The sequence below is a fragment of the Candidatus Omnitrophota bacterium genome (assembly GCA_013791745.1).
GTDB lineage: Bacteria > CG03 > CG03 > CG03 > CG03 > CG03.
Genome location: VMTH01000162.1, coordinates 1 through 6,605 on the forward strand (window position 1 = coordinate 1; position 6,605 = coordinate 6,605).

The following is a 6,605-nucleotide window of genomic DNA, read 5'->3' on the forward strand; positions in this document are numbered from 1 at the left end:
GAAAAAAGATATTACACGCCTTCAATGAAAATTGCCTACTCCGACAACGAGGCGAAGGTGGAAGCCCTTCCGTCGGGCCGTTTCAAGGTGACGGCCGAGATCGAATACGACCATCCGCTTATCAAGAGACAGCGTCTTGAGATCATCATAGACGAGGAAGTGTTCAAAAAAGAAATAGCTCCCGCGAAAACATACTGTTTTGATTATGAGATAGAGCAGCTCGAGGCCATAGGCCTTGCCAAAGGCGGCAGCCTCAAGAACGCCATCGTCATAGGAGAGAAGGGCATCCACAACAAAGAGATGATGACTTTTGAAGACGAGTTCGTGCGTCACAAGATACTCGATCTCATGGGTGACCTGTATCTGATAGGCCGTCCCGTAAAAGCGGACATCACTTCTTTCTGCGGCGGCCACACCTCCAACACGGCTCTGGCGAAACTTTTTGCCAAAGACATAGAAATGACCGGAGGGGGCGTTGTCCCCGAATATCCGATGGAACTGGATCTGGAAGGCGTTAAATCCGCGATACCTCATCGTCCGCCTTTCCTTTTTGTAGACAGCGTCACCATCACTGAAGAGGCGAAAGCGGCAGTCGGCCGTCGGCTGATCCTGCCCGATGAATGGTTTTTCAAGGGACATTTTCCCGAAAGGCCGGTTCTTCCGGGCGTGCTGATAACGGAAGCCCTCGCGCAGACGGCGTGCGTTCTTCTTCTTTCAAAGCCGGACTGGAAGGGCAAACTGCCTTTTTTCATGGGAATCAATAATGTGAAATTCCGCAGGCCGGTAAATCCGGGCGACGAGCTCATCCTCAAGGTTGAGATCATCAGGCCGAGGATGAGAGGCGGAAAAGCCGCCGGACAGGCCTATGTGGGAGATGCTCTGGTGTGCGAGTGCGAATTCTCATTTTCGCTGGTGGATAAAGAATGATATCGGATAAAGCTCAGATAGCGCGAAGCGCGGTGATAGGAAAAAATGTTGAGATAGAGGCTTTCGCCAGCATCGGAGAGAAGGTCCGCGTAATGGACGGCGCCTCTATTGGACAGGGCGCTGTTATAGACAGGAATACGACCATAGGCGAAGGCACAAAGGTGTCGCCTTACGCCGTCCTGGGCACGCCGCCGCAGGACCTGAAATACGCGGGAGAGGAAACTTTTTGCGAGATCGGAAAAAACTGCACGATACGCGAATTTGTCACGGTCAACAGGGGAACAACGGCCACGGGCAGGACAGTTGTCGGAGACAATGTTCTTCTCATGGCCTATGTGCATGTGGCCCATGACTGCAGGGTCGGAAACGGCGTTATAATGTCAAACTGCGTAGGATTGGCCGGCCATGTCGCCATCGGCGAGCGGGCCATTCTGGGCGCCTATGCGGGTGTGCATCAGTTCACCCGCATAGGAGAGCTGGCCATGGTCGGCGGCACCGCCAGGATCAATCAGGACGTGCCGCCGTATTCCATGACTGCCGGAAGCCCGGCTTTTGTTTACGGCCTCAACCGCATAGGCCTTTCCAGGGCCGGTTTTTCTCCGGAAGAACTGACACTCCTCAAAAAGGCATACAAGATCATTTTCAGGAGTCCTCTCCTGAAGGACGAGGCGCTGAAAGAGGCGGAAAAACTGAATCAGACGCCGGCTTTGAAAAATCTTATAGAATTTGTCAGGAATTCCAAGCGCGGGATAACCCCGTCGAAATAATGATAAAGTTAAGGAGGATATGATGCAAAGGACACAATTTTTCGCGAAACCGAAGATCCAGATAAAGTATGTGCTGGTGACGGTGTTCATGGTTTTAATGGCGGCGGTGATCTCGGTGCTCGTGATGGATTACAGGATAACGCATTCCACATTCGCCGAGAATCTTTCCCTCGGAGAGGTGCAGGCGCTCGTGCATGAAACGCGGATGAGCGTGCTCTATATTTCGGGCATATTCCTTGTAATGGTTTTTATAAAGCTGACGCTTTTCTTTCACCATCTCATCGGCCCTCTGGTTGTGATAGAAAGGACGCTTGATATTATGAAGGAAGGTTATTTCGGAGGTAAAATCCGTCTCAGAAACAACGACGAGCTCAAAGACCTTGCCGAAAGCATTGAAGCGCTGGGCGAGATAATACTCAGGGAAAGCTCCGGCGCCCGTTCAAAAATAGATGAAGTGTCCAAAAAACTGGACGAGATGAAAGACAGGATAGGCGGGAAAGATTATACGGAAATGAAGCAGAAACTCGACGGCAGCATGGCTTTTTTTAAGGACCATTTCGGATCCGAGGCCGCCGCGAAGCTGATGAAAAAATGAATATAGCCGTTGTCACAACAGGCGGCGACGCTCCGGGAATGAACGCCGCTCTGCGTGCCGTGATAAGAACAGCCGTCTTCTGCGGCATGAGTGTGACGGGCGTGCGCCGGGGCTGGTGGGGTTTGCTGGAAGACGATTATACGAGCCTCAATTCGAAATCCGCGTCGGGCATAATATCATCGGGCGGCACCTTCCTCAAAACGCAGAGATGCCCGCTGTCAAAAACGACCGCGGGAATGAAAAAAATATCCGATACCCTGAGGAAGATAGCGCCGGACGGGCTCATCGTCATAGGCGGCGACGGTTCCATGAGGGCCGCCCACGCGGTGGCGAAAAAAAGCGGCGTTCCCGTCATAGGCATACCCGCCTCCATTGACAACGACATAGCCGGCACCGATGAGACCATAGGTTTTGACACGGCCGTAAACACGGCTCTTTCGGCGATAGACAAGATAAGGGACACTGCCACCTCTCATGACAGAGTTTTCATAGCCGAGGTGATGGGGCGGGATTCGGGCTTTCTGGCTCTTTCCGCGGGGCTGGCCGGCGGCGCCGAAATCATTCTTGTGCCGGAAATAAAAACGGATAAAAAAGAAGCGCTGAAAAAAATAAAAGCTTTGAAGTGCGGAAAATCATCCATCATCATCGTGATGGCCGAAGGCGCGGGCAAAGCGTCGGAGCTCGCCGAATATCTGAATAAATCCGCGGGACTGGAAGTGCGGATATCAAAACTCGGCTATATACAGCGCGGCGGTTCTCCGTCGGTGGATTCGCGTGTGCTGGCGGGGGTTCTGGGTTACGAGGCGGTGATGCTGCTTAAAAATAAAAAGAAAAATCTCATGTGCGCCTGGGTGAAGGACTCGTTCAAAACCGTGCCGCTGACATATCCGGCGACACATAAGAAAAAACTCAACGGACAATGGCTGAAGATCGCGGAGGTTCTCGCGGGGGGAAACAAATGATATCAGCCCGGGACAGCGACCGGATACAGAGTGAGATAATTAAAAAAATGTCAGGCCGTCAGCGTCTCGCGATAGCCTTCGGATTAAACGATTTCGCGAGAAAAATGATACGCGCCGATATTAAGAAAAGCAATCCCTCTATCAGCGATGAAGAGGCGGATAAACTCGTAGCGGAAAGATTCAGGAGATGAACCAGACAGAAATTTTCGGTTTCGTCGTAGAGACTCTCAAAAAACTCAAAATAAACTATATGATCGTCGGTTCGGTGGCGTCAACTGTTTACGGAAAACCGCGTTTAACCTATGATATGGATATACTGATCAACATAAAGGAAGACCAGTCCGGGGCTTTGGCGGGAAGTTTTGACAGCGATTGGTATGCCGACGCGGCAATGGTCAGGGAGGCTGTTGAAAAAAAGATGCCTTTTAATTTTATTCATATACCGAGCGGAAATAAAATAGATTTTTTCCCGGCGGGAGGCGGAGAATATGAGAAGGCCCAGTTTTTAAATAAAACGGAGCAGGAATTTGATGAAAAAAGGACGGCGTTTTTTTCCTCCGCGGAAGATGTTATCATAAAGAAACTGGATTATTACATGGATGGAGAATCGGATAAACACATAGAGGATATTAAGGGCATTCTGGAAGTGCGAGGCGGGAAATTGAATTTGAAATACATTGATTACTGGGCGGAAAAGAAGGGCTCTTTGCCGATTTGGAAAAAAATTAAAGAAGAGGGGGAAAAATGAAAAAGATTTTAATTGTGATGACGGCGATGATGCTGATGACGGGTATCGCGAAAGCTGACTGGATAAGTGAGGCTAAAACCAAAACAGAGGCGCTGCTTGAGCCGCTCGCCGGTGATCTGGGCGCGGCTCTGGGCGGCGGAATGTATGAGCCGGTCAAGAACGGCGGCCTCTTCGGCTTTGATGTGGGAATAAGGACAAGTTTCGCGGGCATTTCCAATAAAACAAAAGCAAACATTACTCAGTTGAACGACAGTAATTATATTCCTGCCGCGTGGCTTTACGCCTCAAAGGGACTTCCTTTCGGCATAGATGTTTTCGCGCGCTATGCGTCGCTTAAAATAGAATCTTCCGCTGAGAGCATCGATCTTCTCGGAGTCGGTGTTCAGTACACGGTGATAAGTGACAAACTGATAAAGCCCATTCCCGGCGTGTCTCTCCTTGCCGCGGTCAACAATCTTTCAGCTCCGGGCCTTGACGCACAGACGATTTCCGCCGCCGCCACGGTCAGCAAAAAACTTCCCTTTATCACGCCTTTTGCGACGCTGGCAATGGATAAAACCACAATGGAAGTCGTAACCGGGTTAGGAACCGTAAAGCCGGAAAAAACACAGAACCGTATTCTCGCCGGCATAGAGCTGCGCCTCATACCGTTCACATACTTCAACATAGCGGCATCAAAAAGCGGTTCCGATACGGGCTTTCAGCTCGGCATAGGAATCAAGAACTGATATCTTGTGCCCGGAATAGGAATAGACATAGCCGAAGTAAAGCGTTTCCGCCAGCTGAGCAAGCGTTTTCTCAACAGGGTTTATACTGACGAGGAAATAGCTTACTGCAACAAGAGCAGCCGGCCGGAGATGCATTTTGCCGCGCGGTTCGCGGCGAAAGAGGCCGTTATAAAAGCTACGACAAAGACGGACATAGCCCTCAAGGACATCTATGTAAAAAATAGGGCATCCGGCGCTCCCGAAGTCTTTATAAAAGGCAAAAAGAAAAAATTTCACATATCCATATCCCACACGAAAGATATTGCCGTCGCCGTGGTCATATCTCTTTAATTAGGCAAAGAGAAAAGGAGTAAAAATGCTTTCAACAAAAACGCTATGGCTCCAGCTCGGATTTATTTTTTTGTTAAATTCCTGCGCTTCTACAAAAATCGCGCATACAGATAAATTGGATGTTACTAAAAAATTTGTTATAGCTGTTGTCGATTTTAGCAATAATTCGCCGAATAAAAACTGGGCTTATTTGGAATCTGTTATTCCTAATATAATTTCTTCTCAGATGGCAGAAAAAAGCAATTTTAAGATCGTAGAAAGACAGCAGTTAAATAGTGTGATGGCTGAATTAAAATTATCGCAAACAGGCATCTTTGATAAATCCGGTATGCAGGAATTGGGGAAACTTACAGGGGCAAATGCTATCATAACAGGTAATGTGACTCAATTGGCTTCAACCTTAGTGATTTCCGCGCGAATAATCAAAGTTGAAACGGGGGAAGTCGTCGGCGGGGCTACAGTGAACGGCGAAAGCGAAAAAGAATTACACGCGATGTTAGAGCGGTTAACTGGGAAAATACAAGTTCAATTAATTCAAAAATAGCATTTATGCGCGCTCTATCTCTATCATTATTCTTTCTGTTTTTTTCACTCGATGCATTAGCGATATCAGAAACTAAAAAAGTTGCCGTTCTAAATATAGAGAATATTATTCCACCGGAAAAGATCAGTTCCTCTCATGTAGGCCTGTATAATGTGGATAGCAAATATGATTATATGGAGCAGGCCCTGACAGATATGCTGATCAGCGATCTTTTCAGGACTGAAGGGATAGAGCTCCTGGAGAGAAGCAAGCTGGACAAACTGCTGGATGAAATAGGACTCAGTAAAACAGGGATAATAGACGAGAAAGCGCTTAAGCAGTCCGGCAAAGTGATCCCGGCGGATTATTTACTGTATGGCTATCTTGAAAAGGAAAAAGATGATTTTGCGATCCGGCTCAAGGTGTTTAACATTTTATCCAATGAAATCACGGAATTAAAAAAGGGGATCGCCGGGGAAAATAATTTATTCGGATTATCCAGAGAACTGCTCAAAGCTTTCGCTGATCATTCCGGGATAAAAGTAACAATCAAAGCCGATAAAGTAGGAATATCGCAAAACAGCACGTTGGCGATTTTACCTTTCTGTAATAACAGCAGAACTGATAAGTTTGATTATTTACAGGCAGGCTTAGCAGAACTCATATCGGCAGATCTGTCCAATTGTAATTTTTTTAGAATTATTGAACGGCAAAGAATAGAGGTTATCCTAGACGAAATGGAATTATCCTTGCGTGGATTTGTGGATGAAGCCACTTCGGTTGCGATCGGCAGATTATTGGGAGCGGATTATATTTTGTTGGGAAGTTTTTTTCAGGTGGGGGAACAAATACGCATAGACGCAAGAATTGTCGAAGTTGAAACAAGCGAGACTGTGCTTGCTTCTTCTGTGGAAGGTGCGGCAAAAGAGCTTTTTCAGCTTCAGGAAGGCCTAATTGAAAAAATTACTGCCCGTATGGGACAGCTAAAAACTGATGGGAAAAAGCTCTTTTGCCGCACCTTCCAC

10 protein-coding genes are annotated in these 6,605 nt (G+C 47.8%); all 10 read left to right on the forward strand.

The window, feature by feature from the left end:
* A partial coding sequence (fabZ, locus tag FP827_08130) for a 3-hydroxyacyl-ACP dehydratase FabZ (protein ID MBA3053030.1) occupies nt 1–927 on the forward strand: 927 nt, incomplete at its 5' end.
* Nucleotides 924–1,694, forward strand: a complete 771-nt coding sequence (lpxA, locus tag FP827_08135) for an acyl-ACP--UDP-N-acetylglucosamine O-acyltransferase (protein ID MBA3053031.1) — start codon at nt 924–926, stop codon at nt 1,692–1,694. The genes fabZ and lpxA, both read left to right, overlap by 4 nt.
* A gap of 19 nt (nt 1,695–1,713) precedes the next feature.
* Nucleotides 1,714–2,289 (forward strand): hypothetical protein, encoded by a 576-nt coding sequence (locus FP827_08140; protein MBA3053032.1) that lies wholly within the window; start codon nt 1,714–1,716, stop codon nt 2,287–2,289.
* Nucleotides 2,286–3,251, forward strand: a complete 966-nt coding sequence (locus FP827_08145; protein ID MBA3053033.1) for a 6-phosphofructokinase — start codon at nt 2,286–2,288, stop codon at nt 3,249–3,251. The genes FP827_08140 and FP827_08145 overlap by 4 nt, the downstream gene beginning before the upstream one ends.
* On the forward strand, nt 3,248–3,442 hold the full coding sequence (locus tag FP827_08150) for a hypothetical protein (GenBank protein ID MBA3053034.1): 195 nt from the start codon (nt 3,248–3,250) through the stop codon (nt 3,440–3,442). The genes FP827_08145 and FP827_08150 overlap by 4 nt, the downstream gene beginning before the upstream one ends.
* On the forward strand, nt 3,439–3,999 hold the full coding sequence (locus tag FP827_08155) for a hypothetical protein (protein ID MBA3053035.1): 561 nt from the start codon (nt 3,439–3,441) through the stop codon (nt 3,997–3,999). Before FP827_08150 ends, FP827_08155 begins: the two co-directional genes overlap by 4 nt.
* Entirely contained in the window at nt 3,996–4,727 is a 732-nt protein-coding gene (locus FP827_08160) for a hypothetical protein (GenBank protein ID MBA3053036.1), read from the forward strand. The genes FP827_08155 and FP827_08160 overlap by 4 nt, the downstream gene beginning before the upstream one ends.
* A gap of 6 nt (nt 4,728–4,733) precedes the next feature.
* Nucleotides 4,734–5,057 (forward strand): holo-[acyl-carrier-protein] synthase, encoded by a 324-nt coding sequence (gene acpS / locus FP827_08165; GenBank protein ID MBA3053037.1) that lies wholly within the window; start codon nt 4,734–4,736, stop codon nt 5,055–5,057.
* Nucleotides 5,058–5,082: 25 nt separating this feature from the next.
* Nucleotides 5,083–5,601, forward strand: a complete 519-nt coding sequence (locus tag FP827_08170; protein ID MBA3053038.1) for a hypothetical protein — start codon at nt 5,083–5,085, stop codon at nt 5,599–5,601.
* Between the two features lie 5 nt (nt 5,602–5,606).
* Nucleotides 5,607–6,605: hypothetical protein (locus tag FP827_08175; protein ID MBA3053039.1), on the forward strand; the 999-nt coding region annotated here is incomplete at its 3' end.